General features: G+C 52.5%; 14 protein-coding genes and 1 pseudogene. 1 reads left to right on the top strand and 14 read right to left on the bottom strand.

Annotated elements, in window-relative coordinates; genetic code table 11:
* Window positions 1-13 precede the first annotated feature (13 nt).
* On the bottom strand, window positions 14-1,009 hold the full coding sequence (locus GE278_06085; protein ID QLK60363.1) for a LacI family DNA-binding transcriptional regulator: 996 nt from the start codon (window positions 1,007-1,009) through the stop codon (window positions 14-16).
* Window positions 1,010-1,266: 257 nt separating this feature from the next.
* The gene (locus GE278_06080) at window positions 1,267-2,478 is read right to left on the bottom strand and encodes a hypothetical protein (protein QLK60362.1); all 1,212 of its coding nucleotides are present in this window, start codon (window positions 2,476-2,478) and stop codon (window positions 1,267-1,269) included.
* 859 nt (window positions 2,479-3,337) lie between these two features.
* On the opposite strand from GE278_06080, the pseudogene GE278_06075 reads away from it, so the two are divergent.
* Window positions 3,338-4,444: pseudogene (locus GE278_06075) on the top strand (tyrosine-type recombinase/integrase).
* Between the two features lie 318 nt (window positions 4,445-4,762).
* On the opposite strand, the gene tssG reads toward GE278_06075, so the two are convergent.
* Genes tssG through GE278_06015 form a run of 12 tightly spaced genes read right to left on the bottom strand, consistent with a single transcriptional unit; the run spans window position 4,763 to window position 18,500 of the window.
* On the bottom strand, window positions 4,763-5,809 hold the full coding sequence (tssG, locus tag GE278_06070; GenBank protein ID QLK60361.1) for a type VI secretion system baseplate subunit TssG: 1,047 nt from the start codon (window positions 5,807-5,809) through the stop codon (window positions 4,763-4,765).
* Entirely contained in the window at window positions 5,806-7,590 is a 1,785-nt protein-coding gene (tssF, locus tag GE278_06065; GenBank protein ID QLK60360.1) for a type VI secretion system baseplate subunit TssF, read from the bottom strand. The genes tssG and tssF overlap by 4 nt, the downstream gene beginning before the upstream one ends.
* A 6-nt stretch (window positions 7,591-7,596) precedes the next feature.
* On the bottom strand, window positions 7,597-7,968 hold the full coding sequence (locus tag GE278_06060; GenBank protein ID QLK63216.1) for a hypothetical protein: 372 nt from the start codon (window positions 7,966-7,968) through the stop codon (window positions 7,597-7,599).
* 11 nt (window positions 7,969-7,979) lie between these two features.
* A complete protein-coding gene (locus tag GE278_06055) occupies window positions 7,980-9,305 on the bottom strand; it encodes a hypothetical protein (protein ID QLK60359.1) in 1,326 nt (441 codons plus the stop codon).
* Window positions 9,298-11,061: an alpha/beta fold hydrolase gene (locus GE278_06050; GenBank protein QLK60358.1), complete on the bottom strand. Its 1,764-nt coding sequence runs from the start codon at window positions 11,059-11,061 to the stop codon at window positions 9,298-9,300. The genes GE278_06055 and GE278_06050 overlap by 8 nt, the downstream gene beginning before the upstream one ends.
* Entirely contained in the window at window positions 11,058-11,690 is a 633-nt protein-coding gene (locus GE278_06045; protein ID QLK60357.1) for a 1-acyl-sn-glycerol-3-phosphate acyltransferase, read from the bottom strand. Before GE278_06045 ends, GE278_06050 begins: the two co-directional genes overlap by 4 nt.
* Before the next feature lie 9 nt (window positions 11,691-11,699).
* Window positions 11,700-12,629, bottom strand: coding sequence for a phosphatidate cytidylyltransferase (locus tag GE278_06040; protein QLK60356.1), 930 nt, complete (start codon window positions 12,627-12,629; stop codon window positions 11,700-11,702).
* On the bottom strand, window positions 12,622-13,224 hold the full coding sequence (locus GE278_06035) for a CDP-alcohol phosphatidyltransferase family protein (GenBank protein ID QLK60355.1): 603 nt from the start codon (window positions 13,222-13,224) through the stop codon (window positions 12,622-12,624). Before GE278_06035 ends, GE278_06040 begins: the two co-directional genes overlap by 8 nt.
* Window positions 13,225-13,257: 33 nt before the next feature.
* A complete protein-coding gene (gene tssJ, locus GE278_06030; GenBank protein ID QLK60354.1) occupies window positions 13,258-13,782 on the bottom strand; it encodes a type VI secretion system lipoprotein TssJ in 525 nt (174 codons plus the stop codon).
* Window positions 13,782-17,129 carry a hypothetical protein gene (locus GE278_06025; protein QLK60353.1) on the bottom strand — a complete coding sequence of 1,116 codons (3,348 nt, stop codon included), beginning with the start codon at window positions 17,127-17,129 and terminating at the stop codon, window positions 13,782-13,784. Before GE278_06025 ends, tssJ begins: the two co-directional genes overlap by 1 nt.
* A complete protein-coding gene (locus tag GE278_06020; protein QLK60352.1) occupies window positions 17,110-18,246 on the bottom strand; it encodes a hypothetical protein in 1,137 nt (378 codons plus the stop codon). Before GE278_06020 ends, GE278_06025 begins: the two co-directional genes overlap by 20 nt.
* On the bottom strand, window positions 18,243-18,500 hold the full coding sequence (locus GE278_06015; GenBank protein QLK63215.1) for a PAAR domain-containing protein: 258 nt from the start codon (window positions 18,498-18,500) through the stop codon (window positions 18,243-18,245). Before GE278_06015 ends, GE278_06020 begins: the two co-directional genes overlap by 4 nt.
* Window position 18,501: the final 1 nt, after the last annotated feature.

Below are 18,501 nucleotides of genomic sequence, written 5' to 3'. Positions count from 1 at the left end.
TCTGTCAGGTACGTTATAACGACGCGCGCTCAAGCACGGGCGAGGCGATGTTTATCAGGCCGTGATTGGGACGCTGCTCGATAAGGTGCAGTACCGCTTCGCGGCCTATTTCGCGGTGTGGTAGCTGCACCGTGGTCAGCGGCGGCAGGAACAGATCACCAATACCCACCATATTGTCATACCCGAGCACTGCCACCTGTTGCGGTATCGCCATCCCTTTTGCCAGTAGCACCTGATACGCCAAAAATGCAATGCGGTCATTGCCGCAAACCACCACGTCAAAATCTGGTTTGCCGTCAATGATGAATGCTTCAAGCATCCCGACAACGTCGCGGTAATGCTCATCCCCCAGTTCCATATGAAGCTGACGCAATTGTTCTTGCGCCAGTCCGACTTCGCGCCACGCCTGCTCAGCACCTGCGCGGCGACGAACGCCAGCAGGAATGGACTGCGGCAAATAGATGCACAGCGGACGCCGGTAACCTTTGCGGATCAGCAGCTTCATCGCCTGATACTGGCCGTCAAAATCATCGGGAATATAACCGGGCAGCGCGAGCTCACGGCTGAGACAGTTCGCCAGCACCAGATTTTTATCCATCAGCCGCGCCGGGATCTCAACTTCGCGCAGACCCATAGTGGTAAAAATGATGCCATCCGGGCGCTGGGAAAGCAGCTGACTGACGGCGCGTTCGCTGTCTTCCTGCGACGTAATGCTGACCAGAAAACTGCTCCAGCCAAATTCGCGGGCGGTGAGTTCAATCGAAAGAAGCAGTTCGACCGAGAACGGCGTCGTAGCAGTATCGAGCGCCAGCACGCCAAGCGTGGAAACTTTGCTGCTTTTACCGCGCATTTTCCGTGCGGAGAAATCTGGCACATAATTCAGTGCATCAATGGCCTGCTGCACGCGCGCCAGGGTTTCCGGCTTCAGCCTTTGCGGCTCATTGATGGCGCGGGACACGGTCATAAGGGAGACCGATGCCAGTTGTGCTACTTCTTTCAGCGAAGCCATAACTCTCTCTTTCAGCGAATTTTACAGCCCTGATCGTACACAAAAAAACGCCCTCAGCGTAAGCCTAAATCCTTGCAGATGAGAGGCCACAGGCGCTTTGCTCTGAGAATCTGCACAAGCCCTTCGTCATTCTGATTAAAGACAGACGGGAAAGGTTGTGCGCACAGACGAAAATGGGTGTTTCTTTGGTTGAGTCCCCCAATGAATGACTGACGCGGAAAAATTTGTTGCCAGTCATTCATTCTTATCAGAAGTTCTTATGATTTTATTTTTCCTTTTGCATCGAAAAGCGTATCCCACTGTTTAATATCCGTATCTTCAAAAACCAGACAGCCCTGCACCATTTTTTTAAAATAAAATATTTTTTTATTGTCATAAGAAGGTGGGAAATGATTGAAGTTTACTTTATACGCTTCCTCTTTCAGATTTAAAATATAATTAGGGCAGAGCAAATTTATTGTCCCGATAGAAAAAAGACTAAAAGCATGAATGAAAACCTTTGGTTGCTCACCATCCAGTGACTGAGTTGCCCAAATCGATTTCGGAAACATTTTCACATCATATTTACCTGCATCAATTGAGTAATAATGAGGCACGCTACTTACTATACCCACTGAGTTTAGTGAAGAGTATATAAATGCATTCAGAATCATTGGAAATAGAAACATTAAAACCACTGAAGAGAAAAGTGCAGCAAAAGAGACACCTTGCATTATCAGCAATGTGTTTTTCTTGTTTTTATTTTTAATCTTTTCCAGATAAAAGTAAAATAAACAAGGCATATACGAAATCAAAATAAAGGCTATCATGAAAGCCAGCCAATATAAAAATACCAATGTGCTCTCAACGCTACTGGTCTTTAACACAATCATCAGAGGATAAAAAATTGACGATGCGGAGAAAAATATAAACAATGACAAAACAAGTATCTCAAAGAGATACTGAATGACAACCCACATAACGTGTAGCCAGCCGGAACCCGCCTTAACGACATAGTATCTCAACGTATTCACAATGCTAAATGCGATGGCTAGCGTAATAATAATATTAATTATTTTTACGCTAGATATTTTATGCCCATTCACCAAATCGCTCACCCATGGAATACTGGGGAGGAAATTAATTAATATCACTATAATTGATAGCCCTATACAATAGCAGGGCACAGAAGACATCTCATAACCACCGGGCCTGTCTTTTCTTATGAAGTGATAACCGACAAGTAAAACACTTGGTAAAACCAGAAGCACTATAATTCCCGTTCCAAATATCAAAGCAGAAAACAATAAAGATATTAATCCTATATTGATAGAGAACGCATCGAGCAGTAAATCTGCCCTGCCAATACCACTTAAGTACCTCCAAACCACAGCCCCGGAAATGATGATAAGATAGGGAATGATGAACTTGTAACTATCAATCACTTTTTTGATGACTGAAAAGAACCCTTCTGAATTTTCTTCGTCCATGTTAAATCCATTTAAAGTTTAAAATATCGGCCAGAGATAATAGCGCGACTAATAACTTAGGCAAGAACAAAAAATCAAATTCAAAGTAATGTCACAAAAAAACAGGATTCCAGAAAAAAAGTTAACGTGCAATGGAATTAGTTTAATGAATGACATGGCTTAAACACCCTCCAGCGCGCCTTTCCATGATTTCACTTTCGCAAAATGAAGAAACAGCAAATGGGGTGAACATGATGACTTTCCATAAAACGATCATGGAATAAGATGTGAAATAGAAGTGCTATAACAATTTACTTAAAAAACAACCTAACGACAAATGCCTAATACCCGTTTATTCACCTACATTGCTGGGTAATGCTGTTTGTTCCCTGAGGGCACACATCAGAAGATACCGGACGCGGTAATGACTCCCATGTACAGGCGGACAATAGTAAACACAAACCAGCAATAGTCATTATTTTCATAAATTATATCCCTGTCATATGTTGATGAAATGATATCAACATATTAAAAATCGATCTTAAATGAATAATAAGCGGCACGGAGCTAATTTTCACTAGCGCCAGTTATTTAACAAAATCGTGTAAAGAGTCTTAGAAATTTAGGAGACGTAAAAATAAGTAAGGGTGGTACGCCCTACAGGGCTCGAACCTGTGACCTACGGCTTAGAAGTGCGCAGGCCATGCACTTCCAAGCCTCTAAACAATCGCATTATTTTTATTTTAATCCAATTAAAACAATATTATAAACAAAAAACCTCATTGACGAAAATTGATGAGCGTTGATCTTTATAGTCTCAATTTACTTACACCAGCCGTTACATTAGCATCTGGTGTAAGTATTCAATAAGGAGCTACAAATGGCGTCTGCGAGACAAAAATTCACCTTCGAACGGTTGCGTAGATTTAAACTAACTGAAGGAAAATCGCAAGAGTTTCTTTGGGATTCAGACGTAACAATGCTGGCCTGCCGTGCAACTAAAGGGACAAAAGCATTTATCTTCCAGAGTGTGTTTCTGGGGAAAACTCTGCGCATGACGATTGGCAATATTAGCGACTAGAAAATCGATGATGCACGAACCGAAGCTCGGCGACTACAGACGCTCATTGATACAGGAATCGATCCCAGAATCGCCAAAGCAGAAAAGATCGCAGCTCTTCAATCACTGCAGGTTGAATCACGTAGGGGGAAAGTGATTTTCTCTATCGCGTGGGAAGAGTATATCAAGGAGTTGGAAAACGGCATCAGTGCCAAAACAAAGCGCCCCTATTCTCAACGCTACCTTGCGGACCATATCAGGCTTTCAGATCGTGGTGGGAATGCCAAAAAAGTGGGTGATGGTTTAACTATTGCTGCACCGTTAGCATGTTTCCTTGATTTACCACTATCCGATATTTCTCCCGCTCTCATCACTGATTGGCTGACAAGGGAAAGACAAACCCGCCCGACGGTCACAGCCAATTCATACCGCATCCTTAGAACATTTTTGAAGTGGGTCGAGGACCACAAGCAGTTTCAGGGGATTATTCCTGTTGATCTCACCCAAGACCGTAATGTCAGAAAAATGGTGCCAATATCTGCCAGTAAAGCAGATGACTGCCTTCAGAAAGAGCAACTGAAGAGCTGGTTCACTGAAGTAAGACGGCTAAGCAATCCTGTGATTTCAACCTATCTCCAGGTTCTTTTACTCACGGGGGCAAGGCGAGAGGAAATAGCATCTCTACGTTGGACCGATATTGATTTCAAATGGTCCAGCATGCGGATCAAGGATAAGGGCGAACGTATGATCCCATTGACACCTTATGTCTCAACTATTCTGGCTGAACTGGCTAGAACGTCAAAAAGCGATGTTAGTGAAGATCGCTGGGTCTTCACCAGTAATAGTAAGAGTGGGAAAATTGTCGAGCCCCGAAAGGCACATAACCAAGCATTAGAGCAGGCAAACTTACCCCATATCAGTTTACACGACGGTCTTTTCTTACTGCCTTTTTGCCAAGCTGAGGGGTACATCTCGATCCCACATCCCCAGCATACGTAGCCGTTGGCATCGACATTATCAAGTAACCACAGGTCTTCGGCTTCAACAATTTCACCGGTACGTTTATCACGAGCAGATTCCATCACTTTCTCCTTTTAAAGAACAAAAAAATTCAGGTTTTCTTGCGTTGAGAACAAACCAGTCCTGCTTGTGGGAAAGGCGTGCTCGCCACATTAACTCGGCATCCTGATGCAATTCCTCAGATAAGACCTTGATAAGCATATTGATAAATTATTTTCTCACGCATCATACTCGCCCAAACTCTGGACTATCTTCCCTGAGCCGTCCGACTTTGATTCGCGTAGTTTTCGGCATCTCACCCAGATTGTCGTCCCTCAGCCCCAGCATCATGTTATATCCGGAGAACAATCCAGAATCGCCCAGTCGGGGAACCGGCAGCAGCCGTGTCGGGATCGTCAGCCACAGGCGGACATCGTAATCGCACCCCAGATAGGTGCGCAGTAACGCCATCACATCCTGTTTAAGCTGACCGTCTGGCATCCAGCCCTTTGCTTCATCAGAATTCTCTGTCGAGAGTTCCACCCGCGAGCAGTACCCGGCAACGGTGGTTTCATCCCCCAGAATGGGGTGCTGATCGAGCGTCATGCCATCCCGCAATGAGAGCCGTGCCCGTTTCGACACCGGCATCCTCACCGGATGATGCGGGAACACATTTACCTCTGTATTGGGTGCCTGGCTGCGGATAACCGCCGCGATCCCCTCGGCGGTGTGCGTCGGTTGCAGCAGAGGCTGCAGTATTGCCAGTAATCGTGAGGATGAGATGTCCTGGCCGTGGGCGATACCGGTCAGAGCCATCAGGCTTTGGGAGATGTTATCAACTCCGCCATCTTCAAAGGTGGCCGGGTAGCTGTACTTCTTCCAGATACGGTAGAACTGCGTCATCAGCCGGTGGTTGAAGATATCCAGAAACGCCGCCATAGCATCGGCCCCGTCGCGTCCCTGGTTAATATCATCGATGATGGCAGTAGGCAGTGGCGAGTCCACCCCGTACAGGCCGAAGAAGTTCGTCCTGATGGTCGGTGGTGCATCCGGGTTATCCGGGTCAGTTTCCGTGCGCTTCAGTTCCCCTGCAGGAAAACCCAGATGCGGATTGGGGCGAAAGCGCACCGGGTCGTCTGTAATGGCGCGCCCCGTGCCCAGCGTGCCGCCGTTCAGCCCTTCAATCAGCTGGCAGAAGCGATAAAAGTTAAACCGTGCCGTGTGGTCATTGCCTTCGCCGTCCAGCCAGAATGGCGGGAGGGTTGGATTATTTTTTTTGTTTTCAGTCGTCACATCAACACCCGGTCAATGCGCCGCTGCGGCCATGTCCATTCGGTCTTAGATTGTGTCAGTAACACGGTTAACTGCGTGAAGCGGATGACGCTGGCGTACTGAGTGAAGAACTGCTCCAGCAGTTCGCAAAACAGACGCGCATCGCCGATGCCGCTAAAGTGATGCTCATCCAGTTCTACGCGGATTTTCACGCCGTGCCAGTGATGAGACGAGTTAAAGGCCTGTTTGTAACTGACGTGCGTAATACCGGCGATACGACGACGGTTGTTGTCGTCATTACTCCAGTTAAAGAGCTGAAGTACGGCTTTCAGGTTATCGGTGCTTGCCAGCATCTGGCTTAGCGCTCTGGGGTGCAGCAGCGACAGCACGTGCCACTGATACAGCTGAGTCAGTGGTGGATAAGAGGGCATGGAAGGCGCGTGCCGGGTCTGGCAGCGCAGCGTTAGGTTGCCCGCAACGGCAGTGCCATCAAATACTGCATTATCCAGCGCCATGCGCGGGTAGTTGCCGTTGGTGCAGGTGAGATTCATAAACAGCGTGGCCTCTTCCTGTGCTAAATCCTGTTCACCGGATGTCCCTCCGAGCATCAGCAGCGTTTCATGCAGGCCACTGACGCCGCGCCAGATGCGGGTGTGATAATACCGTTCAGGCCAGGACGCTTTACGCGCCAACATCCCCCCTTTCTGACGGAACTGACGATACGGAACATACTGCCGTTTGTTAAGAGTTTCACTCGCCGCTACCGTATCTACGCTGTAGATTTCAGTATGGTGGTCACGCAGCCGGTGCGGGCGCAGGCGATAATCCAGCACGGTAGGCTGTACTTTCAGCGGTTCCGCATTCAGGGAAAACAGGTTAATGACCGTAACGCAGTTAATGCGTAGCGCATCATCGGGTAAAGGGATATCGCGAGTCAGCGGCTGGGTGAGATGGATTTCCAGGATAAAGTCGCGGCATTCCTCACTGAGTGGCAGCGTATCAAGCCCGGTTAGGGTGAAGAAAGCAAACCGCGCAGGAAAGCTAAAATACTCAAGCCACGGGCGCACTTCACCACACAGCGCCGGGCTGTCACTCTGCGGCCATACAGGCTTCCAGTGCTGCTGCCAGCGGTTAGCCAATGTCCCGCCAAACGGCAACGGGTCTGGGTTGCCGGTCTGAGGCAACCGCACCGTGATACGGCTGACATGGTGCGTCAGTGCCTGGTACAGCATCGACTGCAGCGGGCGGTCACCGTTGATATAAAGCGGCAACGCATGCAGATTTACCTGGCTCGGGTCAGCGTACTGGCTGAGGGAGAAGCGCAGACTCAACACCTGATGCCCATCAGGGTGAAACTGTGCGCTGACACCGTTAAGGGTGAGTGGATGCAGCGTTAACTCATCGGTGGTGCGATACGGACAGCGAAGACCGGATTCATCCATTGAGCGGGTCAGCAGCGTGGTGCCTTCCGGCAATACCGCGTCCCGTACCTGTGCCACCATATCCGGCGTCAGCTCTACCACGCCCATTGACGGCAGGGTACGATTCACCACCGGCAGCAGGTGGCCCAGCAAAGGCTCTGTCAGCTCGGGAATATCATCATCAATCTTGCGTCGCAGCTGCGCCATCATCAGTGAGAAGCCCTGAAACAGTTGCTCCACGGACTCATCCATCTTGTGCGACAGGCTGTCCACGCCGAGGCGGCGGGCGGCGTCAGGATGCTGCTCGGCAAACTCTCTGGCGGCGGATTTCAGCCAGCGCATTTCGCTGTCAAAATATTTCAAAAATTCATGGTCGTTCATAACGGGTTAATCCACCAACGTTAAAGCATGGTAAAGGACCGTGCACGATGAAACGATCCACAGCGCCATTAGCGAGAACATCGCCCGATAAAAAAGGTTTCTCGTCCCATGCCAGCGTGCACCCAGCGTACGAGTGTTACCCGTCTCTTTTGCCCACAAATGCGCCATCCCGTTATCAAATTCAGCGAGATCGCTTTCACTCTCAATGAGCTGGAAAAGTCGTTCATCCAGCCACAGACGCCAACAGTAATAATGTGTCAGCAAAAAGAGCCCCATCAGCAACACGCAATCGGCTGAAAATAAGAGGTTAAAGATCAGCGCCAACGGCAGCAGCGTCAGGGCAGCAAAGTAGCGCCAGCTCGACAGATGAATTTGCATGATTCGGCTGGTCATGGTGATACATGATGACATTGCAACTCCTCGTTGAACGTTTCCAGAACCTGAATGTGGGCGGGCGTAAGTACCACCCGAGGGCGCTGGGATTTGATTAATACCACAGCCTGAGATACTGATGCGGCATGCCCTTCAATCAGCAACCAGGCCGCAACAACGGTTGCACTGCGGGATAAGCCTAAAGCGCAGCAAACAAGTACATTTTCCTGTACCTGTCGCATCTGGTAGAGCTTCATGGCGGCCTGCCGGATATCCTGAATTTTCGGCACAACTAAATCCATCAACGGATAAGCTTCCCAGCACTCTGTTTTGCGGCTGCCTTTATGAAATTCAGCCGTCAGATCGAGAACTGCGGCCTGCTCCACGATTTTATCCGGAAAGCGGCCCAATGCCACGCCGTCATAAATGACGTTGCTCAGAGCTATTCGTCGGGAAAACCATTTTTTTGAAAGCCATGCCCCGGCTAAATAAGGGAACAACAGCCAGCGGGCAGAGAGGGATAAATCACCGTGGCTGTTTTTCTGAAACACCCGCACCCCGAGTCCGGCATAGCCCACCGCCACCATCCATAACGCCGCAGCAGGCCAAAGCAAAATGAAAGCGTATGGAATGAACCATCCCACGAGTAAAAACACGAACCCGCTAGCACAGTATTTCATGGCGAGCCGCAAGGCGTGCGCTGACGAACGCTCCCATCGCCAATGGCCTTCAACCGGAATGGCATAGCTAATCATCACGCCGACCACGAACCCGCTAACAATATCGATGAAATGGTGCTGCCAGGTGGTGAGCACAGACACCGCAATCAGCAAAAACCACGCACCGGAAAGCAGTCTTGCGCCCTTCCCCTGATGCTGACGAAAACGCAGCCACAGCAGCCACGTTAGAATGATATGCAGCGACGGGGCCTGGTTATAAGGCAAATCAAACTGCTCAAGCTGCTGAAACAACCAGCCAAACATCCCCTGCGTTTCCGGACGAATGAAGGTAAATTTCAGCGGGAAAAGGAGAAAGCCCACGCAGGCAATTAACGATGCGGCAAGTAGTCGGCAACCATGGCGAGTCAGCTCCTGCTTTGAAGTACAGATAAACAGTGAAATGCCATACAGCAGGTCGATACTCCAGTAGGGCACGATGCTCCACGGCATAAATGGGATCGCATGTTCCCAGACAAAAACCATGCTTTCGACGTCATGACGCCTAGCCGTGAACTGATTCACCTGCCCATAGCTGAGGAAGAACAGCGGTCCTAACAGCATCAGCCAGTACAGCCCCTGTTTCCAGAGGCTGTATTTGTTTTGCATGAGCACGGACTCAGTCATGCGGCTTTCTCACGGCCAGCGAGACGGTGAAAATACCAAACTCATCAATCACCTGATGACATTTCTCGAAGCCCGCTTGCTCCACCAGCGTATCCATCTCTTTCTGCGTGCGCACACGCATCATCCACGGAATGCCGTTCTGGTGGCTGGTTAAGGTATAGGCGATGGTTTTTAATTGCGGATGCCACGGTTGCCCGGTGTAAACCAGCACGCCGCCAGGCGGTATTGCCGCAGCCAGCCCGGCGAGCGAGGTTTTTATTAAGGCATTATCCGGGAAGAGCTCATAAAGCCCGGAAACTATCCCTAGCGTTGGCGCGGGATCAAGCGTGGCGAGAGAATCATAGTCAAAGGCATTGCCCTTTTTGAACTGAGCGAGATGGCTTAACCCCCGCCCTTCAATCATGGCCTGGCCCTTTTCGACGTTCAGGTCACTGTAATCACGCAGCAGTATGCTTTCGATATTCTGATTTTTCTCCAGCGCGTCGAGCACATAACGCCCGTGCCCGGCTGCGATATCGACTACACGTATCGGCATATCGCTCTCTTTCAGCCGGGTGACCGCCTGCTCTATTACCTGCTGAATATTGATTTTTCGTATCCGGATCCCCTGCCAGCCAATGCTGTTGAGGTAGTGTCTGTCTATCATGCGCCCCAGAATACTTCTACCTTCTGGGTAGTTACGGTACACATAATCCAGCGTACTGCCGGAATCAAAGCCCGTCTCGTAGCCCAGACGCATCCCTTTTGACAGTCTGCCGACCGTTTTCATGCCATAGCTTAACGAGGAATAGAACATCCCTTCCAGCGAGCGTGCTTTTGGCGGTGCCTGCAACTCACGGTACGCGCCGGCGCTCGGGCTCCACTGGTCCTCATGACTGTAATCGAAGGTGTAAGGCTGAACCGCATACAGTTTGTCGATAAAGATTTTCATTTTATCGAAGGCCAGGGCGCGGTCTTTTTCACCCAGCGTATCGTGGTAGAAGCCAGGCAAAATATGCTGCTCTTTGATGGCGCTGCGCAGACCGGCGTAGAACTGTTTTTGCGGCTTTGCGTGCACCACAAAATCATCGCCTGAGATAAGCAACTGAGTGGGCAGCGTGATGGCGGCAGAGTCGGAAACAATACGTTCGGCGGTTTTGTAGAGATCGAGAAGAATATTGACAGCGATTGCCCGCGTGATGAGCTTATCCTGTTCAAAGCTGGCGACTCGCTCCGGATCGTGGCTAAGGAATTTCCCTTTCACGTAGGAGTTGACGTAGAACAGGCCACGGATCCGCTGCATCAACCTAAGGCCCGTGCGGGCAAACGGCACATACAGTTTGACCTTAAAGGCCGGAGAAGCCAGCACCATTCCCCGAATTTTCGGCGCATAGTCATGAACCCAGGTGGAGACCAGCACCGCCCCCACGCTCTGCGCAATCACCACGATATCCTCAAGGCTGACCTGCGCGTCCTTAGCCACAAAACGTACAAACTCATCCACATCCAGCACAGAGCGAGCCAGGCTCGGACTGTAACCGCGAGCGCCCGGCGACTGACCATGACCGCGAGCATCCCAGGCGTAGAAATGCGTATCGGGCATGCCCAGCTCATCGACAATGTGCTGTAGACGCCCGGAGTATTCATGCCCACGGTGAAACAGCACGATCACTTTCTTACCGTTGCCTTCCGTTGCAGACCAGTGGCAAAAATAAAGCGACTCACCATCGCTGGTTGCGAATGTACTTTCCTGAAATATACGCGCTTCCTGACTCATGTGATTTTCCTTGTCGCCTGCTGTTGTAATGTGACGAAACGAGTGAATAACGATTGTTTAAAAGTGACTTTATCCGCGTCGTAAAACAGCGGTTCGTCGATAAAGATGTCGATAAAAAACGGCACAGGGATTTTCTGGCCTTTGCCCATTGAGCGGTCCAGCCCGTGCATATAGACGGGGGTAATCGGCACCTCCGGGCATTGCTGGCTTAAATGCCAGATGCCGGATTTGATTTCTGAGAATTTCCCCGGCTCGCCGCGAGTGCCTTCAGGGAAAATAATCACAATTTTCTTTTCCGCCAGCGCATCGACGCAGGCCTGCAGCGGATTGGCCCGATGGGCTCCGCGATAAACAGGAATGATGCCGATGACTTTCAGGGCAAACCAGCCAATCACTTTGTTTCGCAGGAAATAGTCTGCCGCCGCCACAGGTTGCACTTTTACCAGCGTAGAAAGTGGAAACAGCGTGAACAGCGTCAGCACGTCCAGATGGCTGTTATGGTTCGCCACGATAATGGCAGGGCCTTCCACAGGCAGATTTTTGCGACCAGACACGCGAACGCCCAGCCAAATCCAGACCACGGGGTACGCGATGCACATCGTAAAGATCCAGCGCAGAAAACGGTTCATCTGCGCCCCTTATACGTAGAAGTAGTAATAGAAGTGGAAGAACAGCGGCGCGGTGTAAATCAGCGAATCCAGACGATCAAGGATGCCACCATGCCCCGGCAGCAATTTCCCGGAGTCTTTCACACCAAAATCACGCTTGATAGCCGACATCACCATATCGCCACAGAACCCGCTCAGGCCGATAATCACCCCGGCCCCCAGCGAATGGATCCAGTTCATTGGCGTGAGCAACGGGCCGAAAATAGCCGCCAGCAGCGTAGTGGTCAGTACACCACCTAACAATCCCGCCAGCGTTTTATTCGGGCTGACCTTCGGCGTGACCTTAATTTTGCCCAGCGACTTCCCCCACAGGTATTGCGAAATATCGTTAAGCTCGGTCATTGCCACCAGGAATATCACCAGCAGTGCACCCGCTTTGATATCCACGCCGGGCAGCATCATCAGGAACGCGACATGGCTTAAAGCAAAGACCGTTGTCATCATGCCCCAGTGCATGATGGACGCAGAGTGTAAGAACCCCTTGGTATCGCCAACGAGCACCATGCGGGCGGGCAGGAATAAAAACACGTAAATCGGGATGAAGATAATAAACATGCCGTACCACGACATCCCCACCCAGAGATATTGCAGCGGGATAGCAGCATACATCCACAGCAATGGCACACTGTCGGAGCGACGAGTCGGTGCCAGCGTCAGATATTCTTTCAGTGACAGGAAGCTGAGAAATCCGAAGAAGGTGAGCGCCAGCCCTTTGGGTGAAAGCATCGCCAGAGAAAATAAACCAACGATGACCCACCAGCTGTTGATACGTTGCTGAAGCTCTAACCAGTCGCGCTGCGGGCGGCATTTTTTTAAGGCGAAGATGATAATGGTCGCCAGTACTAAAACACTGAAGATCCCGCCGAGGCAGTAATACAACGTGTGCAGAGAATCAGGCATTTTTGACCTCCAGCGCGCTGCGGCAGCGGTTGATTGAGGTCCAGGCCAGCAGCACTGCCGAGGCAACAAAGACGATATTGGCAACAATGGTGTACTGTGGCCAAAGCGCGATAAACAAACCTAAAGCCCCCAAAACAAAGGCACGGTCACTTTTGCCCATCGGGCCACGATAATTTCGGCTGCCCGTTAGCGTCTGGGCCACAACGCCACAGAACTCTGTCAGCCACGACAACAGAACCACCAGCACAACCAGCCACGGATAAACCCCGGTCAAAAAAGCAAATGCAAGATAGAGTGCGGCATCAGCGATAATGTCGCCAACTTCATTCAGAATCGCCCCAATCCTGGACTGCTGGTTAAATTCCCGCGCTAACATGCCGTCGATGGCATTCAGCGCCATACGGAAAAATAAGAAAACCGGCAGTGAGATAAAAAAAAGAGGCTTCGGGAAGCACATCAGCACACCACCGAGCAGAACCGAGGCAAACATTGCTAATAGTGTTACCTGGTTTGCCGTTGCCCCCATGGCATGCAATCTGACGACAGTGGGGCGAAGTAAACTCTGAAACTTAGGTTTGATGTCATACAGCGTCACGTTATGGCTCCTGCCTTATGTTTTGACGGGTTTCTATTTCAATGGTCGTAAAAAAAGGGTGTTATCTCGTACTTCAATGACTCGCGGAAGGTCAGGGTCAAGATCGTCGCGGCTGAGCACAAGCTTCCAGGTTCCCCTTGCCCTGTCGGGAAGACGAAACAGCCCGACGATAGCCACAACGTTTGCCTTTTCATCCATGGGGATGTCAAGGTTCAGCGTCTGTCCCGGCACGACGCTGAGCTGCTGCTGTGTTACCAGGCTGTCTTTCAGCACCAGATCAGGCTGTGTTAACAGGTCGGAGTATTCCGCACTATCAAAGGCTTTACGGTCATTAAGCTGCAGGATGCGCACGCACAGGGGCATCGACTGCTGGGCATCGTCGTGGTTAATGGCCTCACGGGCCACAAAGGAGAGATGCAGCGTTTCAACCTGCCGGTAAAAGACGGCGCTGGCGACAGATGCTGTACCCTGCTTGGCTTTCTGATACAAGCCACATCCGCTGAGGGTAAGGGTCGGCACCAACAGAAGTGCGCAGATAAGGCGTGATGCACGCAGCATTATTTATTCCCTCCGTTCTTCGCGGCAGGCACATGCGACATGCCCGTGGCAAAAACGTCAGAAGGCAGAGTGAAGCCCCGTAAATCAAGCAGTGACAGCGGGCCTTTGCCAAGTTCCGTGCGCATCAGGTAGTTCAGCGCTACCCCGTCCGGGGTTATCCACGCCACGCGATATTGATTATCGCCAAGGTCAGTGACCAGCGCTTTATCCAGCAGGCGAATAAGTCCCCAGCTTCCCGGCTCATCGGCATACAGGCGCGCACCGGCCTGAATGGTGCGCCAGGTCAGGGTGGTTTGCGGCTGCCAGCGGTTGTCCGGCCAGGCCAGCATCTGCCAGCTCTCTTCCTGGTTAAAATACTGCAGTTTCTGGCGGTCAACGGTGAGGTCGGATTCCACCACATCACGGGACGGTTTTGCCATCAACTGGAAGTGCAGCGCGACATCACCATGGGCAAAGGCAACGTTCGAGATACGGGTCAGATGGTTGAGTGCGTCAATAAAGGCCGGGTTAAACGTCAGCCCCTGGCTGTTCATGGCATCTGGCACCCATTTGTCGCCTTCCAGACGCAGCAGGCCACCCAGCCGGGTGTTGATAAACTGCGCAATACGTCCGGTGTCCATGCGCATAAACTGCGCAAGTTCGGGCAGTGACGCATCACTCTGGCGGTCAACAAACGGATAGCGGTCGTTGAAGGCTGTCTCCCATGGGGTGACGACATCGGTTTTCCACTGGCTGTTAATGCTTTGAGAGGTCGGAGAAAGTACCTGCTCCCATGCCTGAACCATCGGCTGCACAAACACGGTCTGCCCGAAACCGCTCCACTCCTGGCCGAGGCTGGCAGCAATCAGGCTGCCATAATCGCGGGTATCGGTGAGGTCAACGGCTTTGCCCTGGAAAACAGTCAGCGCCAGGGACTGCATCATCGCCTGTGGGTCTGGCGCATTGGTGACCTGTTGTAAGCGCAGGCGAACGCGGGTAATGCGAGTCAGGAAGGTTTGCAGGCTCAGGGTGTTTTGTGCCGCTGACGTGGTGTCGCTCAGCGCCAGCAGCGGGCCAAAGGTGTCATCCATCGGACCATGCGGACCGGTGTTTTGCTCTACGACGTTGGCTTTGTCGTTATGGATGAGGCTCTTCGCGGATTTCACCAGAGAGTCGGCCAGGTCACCACCACTTTGCCCGGCGCGCCCCTGAATATTCAGCGTGTTCATCAGCGCTATCAGCGGTGACTGGCGAACATCGGCCAACAGCGTGAGCTGTTCGATAGACTCCGACAGGCTGGCAGCCTGACGCCACTGCAGGCTGTTGAGGAACTTCAGCCAGGCGGCACCGTAATCGGAGAAGTAGCGAGATTGCAGTCGCGCCTTCATCGTTTCCGGAGAGAGTTCGCTATTCACTGCGTGCTGACTGTCACTGAGCACCCAGTCAATTTCGTCGCGACGGGCACTCGCCAGTTTATCCAGCGCGGGCTCCACGTCTTCTTCCCAGGCTTTACGGGTAAATACGCCGGGTACGGTTTCACCTGAACTGAACAGACGGCTGCTGTCGGTCCCGTTAACCATTTCACCCAGTGACATATCAGCATAGTCGCGGGATACCTGGTCAATCAGTTGCTGATAGCGGGTGGCCTCCGCATTGCTGGCCCCGATTTGACGTAACAACGTTGTGCGCATCCCGCTCACCAGCGGCATATTGGGGGCAACGCGCCAGTCAGGATGTGCGGGCAGATTCAGCATCATAAAGGTCAGCATGTCGTCACCACTCATGGCCCAGGTACCATCCTGCACGCCGTCACGTAACCGCCAGTTCTTCATTAGGGTACTGCTGAAAAATGCAGGGTCAGTTTTATCTGATTTTGAGAGCATCAGGTACGCCTTGAGCAGGTCGTACATGGCTTTTGACTGCGTGGCCCGCGCCGGGTCATCCGGAGCACGATTTCGCCAGGCGTTCATTTGTTCACTCAGGTGCTGCACGGAAGCATCACGCAATAACGGCATGGCTGCTTTCTGCCAGTACGGCCAAAGCGCGTCGAGCACATCGTCATTTCGGCTGAGGCCAAACCGCATATACCAGGGCGGCCCGTAGGTATGACGGTACTGCAGGCGTTCGATTTCTTTTTGTAGCGCACGTAAAGACATGAGCTGAGTGGCGACCGGCGAAGCGGTATCCGTGGCAGACAGCGCCAGCTGATGGTCGGCCTGCATCAGGCGCAGGTTAGCCATATATGAGAAGGCGACAAAGGCCAGCCACAGCGCAAGGAGGCACGAACACACCAGTAACAACGATTTGCGCCAGGATACCCCCGTTGCCACGGGTCGCCGCCAGCGCTGCGCCAGCAAATCCAGCCAGGCTTTGCCCGGTTGCCAGGCGTGACGTAATGAAGCCGTGCCTGAGGTGACTGATGGGCTAAATACCATTCCGGCCAGCGGCAGCGCCCGTGCCCCCTCAACCAGTTGAGATAGTCTATGCGTCAGGCGTGCCGTGCCACCGGTTCGAAGATGGTGCGCAAGGTGCAGCAAAAAGGCATGGCTGCGGTCCTGCTCTGCCTGCTGCATCCCCTGTCGGATAAGTGGCTGCTCCAGTGCGGTCAGCGACTGATTTATATCCTCAGCGGTGACGCCGGGTGCGGAAATAAAGCCGATACCCTGCGCCGGTAAGTCGGGCTGTTCCCACTCCGGCTGATGGATTTCCCACACCCACAGCGGAATTTCCTGCCCCAGCAGATGAAACTGTTTGTGCAACTGGCGGGATACCGTATCGAGAGTGTCATGACTGAGTTCAGTCTGTGCATTAACCACCCACACGAGGGCATCAGCGAGACGACGGCGGATTTTACGCAGCGCTTTCAACTGTGCCGGTTGCGGTTCGTCCGCTGGATTTCCGTGCCATAACAGCAACGTGTTATGCCCTTCCAGCCAGTGCTGGGTAGTCAGTCCCGGCACCGCCTGTTCGACTTCATGTTCATTGCCGACCACCAGCAGAATGCGCACCTTGCTGCGCCAGCGCCAGCCGTACTGAAAACGCATCTGGGTGACAATATCGCGGACAAGTTGGTTTTCAGGCGGGCGCTGTCGCTTCCCGTCAATACCACTCCCCGTCACGTCACGGGCTTTAAGGCGAATGAGGGCTTTCCACGCCAGAATAAACAGCGGGCAGAACCAGACCAGGGCCAGCCAGACCATCAGTGCCCAGAAGGCAATCTGACGGGGAAGCGCCGCAGGCAGGTTCACGCTGCTGCCAGCAAAGTAATACAGGGAAGCGCCCAGCAAAACCAGCAGGGTGATGATTATTACATAGCCAGTAACGAGCCAGAACAGCGAATGTCGGGGTTCAGTGCGGGAGGTTTCCACGGGGGACGCAAACTCCTGTCATCAATTGGTTATCCATAAGCGAAGCGGTCCAGCCACAAGCCTGCCCGTTACGGGCGGACAGTGCAGCAAGGGAAAGCACAATAAAAGGGGTCACTGCACCGGCATGACCCAGCCACGGCGTCAGCACGTGATCAACCGCAGACCAGCCGGAAGGTAACAAGGTATCCATCGCCGTTTTATCAGTGGCAATCACGCGCTCGGGGGCGGCGTTTAAGCGGGCGTAGCGAGAAAGTTGCGCAGTCAGCTGTTGCGGGGTTTCACCTGTATCAGGGTTCAGGATTTCAGCGCGGTACATCTGTAGTTTTGCCTGTTGACCGCACAGCCAGGCAAATGCCCCTTCGCCTGCGACAGAGCCGTTATCCGCTTCGCCTTCACCGCATCCGGCGCACAGCATCAGCGCCTGTTCATCCTGCGGCATGGCATCGATAACGATGTCCAACTGGCGAGCGTCGAAAAGGCGTATCACGTCGTCAGGCAGGCGGATGCCTTCTGACTCCAGCGCTTGCGTAAAAGCCGCCAGGCTGTCGTCGTCACCCAGCCAGCAAAATACCTGTACGAGCCGGAGTTCATCATTCTGGCGAAGCTGCGTCAGCAAACGGCGGGCGAGATAACGGGCCAGCAGCACAGAGCGACTCTGCATCCCCAGCACCTGTGAGCAACGCAGCAATGCGTTGCCCGCTGCATCCGTACTTTGTAACGGCGTCGGGGGTAGTGAAGACGAGAGCAAAGGCTCGTGGTCGGCCTCTTCATCGCCGAGCGGCGTGACCAGCAGGACGTGTTCGACGGGTAATGTGCGGGAGCGATATTGCCACCAGGCATCAAGGGACTCGGCTATCGTTACCTGATAGGTATTGCGGTTGTACAGCGCCACCAGCCAGACCAGCCAGCGTCCGGCCACGGCAATCAGCCACAGCAACAGTGGAAGTACCAGGCTCCAGAACCAGAATGACGGCGTGCGCGTGGGTTTACCTTCCGGCCACAGCAGCATGGTCGCCATCGCCGACAGAAACAGCATGACCGGCAGCGCCACCCACCAGCGCCGCCAGCTGGCGCGGTGAATATCGGCGTAGTCAGGATAGTGCGGCGGGTGATTCATCCACGCACGTCCATATGCGTCAGGGAACTGACCAACGTACAGCCACAGGCGCATTGATGCCCGTCGAGCGCCACCGCCTTACCGTTCATGATGCTGCCGGTGGTGCCCTGCGCAATGGTGGTCATGCCGTGCTGGTTACATTTGGCCTTATCGTCAACGCAGGCCACCGCCTTACCAAAGGCGCTATAGCTGCCGCTCAGCACTTCACCGCCGTAGGGCTTAAGCGTATCGCCCACGCGGATGAGTTTTTGCAGG

This window comes from Enterobacteriaceae bacterium Kacie_13 (genome assembly GCA_013457415.1).
Taxonomy (GTDB): domain Bacteria; phylum Pseudomonadota; class Gammaproteobacteria; order Enterobacterales; family Enterobacteriaceae; genus Rahnella.
This window is presented reverse-complemented; position numbering and strand designations above follow the sequence as displayed.